Source organism: Lactiplantibacillus sp. C232, assembly GCF_023806725.1.
Classification (GTDB): domain Bacteria; phylum Bacillota; class Bacilli; order Lactobacillales; family Lactobacillaceae; genus Lactiplantibacillus; species Lactiplantibacillus plantarum.
On sequence record NZ_JAMSKZ010000046.1, the window covers coordinates 1 to 860 of the forward strand.

Annotated in this window: 1 protein-coding gene; it reads right to left on the bottom strand. The window is 46.3% G+C overall.

Going from position 1 to position 860, the window contains the following annotated elements; all coding sequences use genetic code 11:
- Positions 1 to 18: 18 nt before the first annotated feature.
- Positions 19 to 794 (bottom strand): IS5-like element ISLpl3 family transposase gene (locus MZO41_RS16530; RefSeq protein WP_112260613.1). Its coding sequence is split into 2 segments (ribosomal slippage): positions 19 to 470 and positions 470 to 794, totalling 777 coding nucleotides; the frame shifts between segments, so codons are not numbered across the junction.
- Positions 795 to 860 lie beyond the last annotated feature (66 nt).

Below are 860 nucleotides of genomic sequence, written 5' to 3' on the forward strand. Positions count from 1 at the left end.
CTAGGGTCCGTCTTAAAACTACTTAAGTAAGATGCAAATTGAGGCAATGTAGACCGTAGCCAGATAAACATGAGCGAGCTTATCATAACGCGTTGCAATCCTACGAAAGTTCTTCAACTGATTGAAGAAGTTCTCAATCAAATGGCGCTCACAATAAACGTGGTAATCACAGGTCCACTTGTCTTTGGTATTTTCCTTTGGCGGAATGGTATAGACGCCTGCTTTATCTTCAATATACTGGCGAAGTTTCGCGGTGCCATAGGCTTTATCCGCGATAATATTTGATTGAGAAATATCGAAGCCTTCCAGCAACTCACTGGCAACTTGGCTATCATGTACTTGACCACCTGTTAGGCGAAAACCCAAGGGATTCCCTAATCCGTCAACGAGTGCGTAAATCTTGGTCGTTCGGCCACCTCGACTTAATCCAATAGCTTGATTTTCGACCATACATTCGGCATTTTTTTTGCCCCAGTGGCCTTTTGATGCGCTCGAACGATCGTTGAATCTAAGCTCAAGTTTTCCATGTCGGGATCGTCAATCAATTCGAGAAAAACCTGTTCGAACAAGCCTGAACTTACCCAGGCTCGGAAGCGACTATACACCGTTTTCCAAGAGCCATAGCGTTCAGGTAGATCACGCCAAGGAGCCCCGCTGCGCATGAGCCAGAGGATAGCGTTGAGGGCGGTACGGTTGTCTAGGCTTGATGGACGGCCAGTCCGGTATGGCGGGAAGTATCCTTTGATTCGGTCCCACTGAGCATCTTCCAGTTCGTATCGTTTAGGTGTTGTCATCGGAATGCCTCGATTCGTTTTTCCTCAGATTATACCTGAATTTTTAGTTTTCAGACAGTCCCTAGT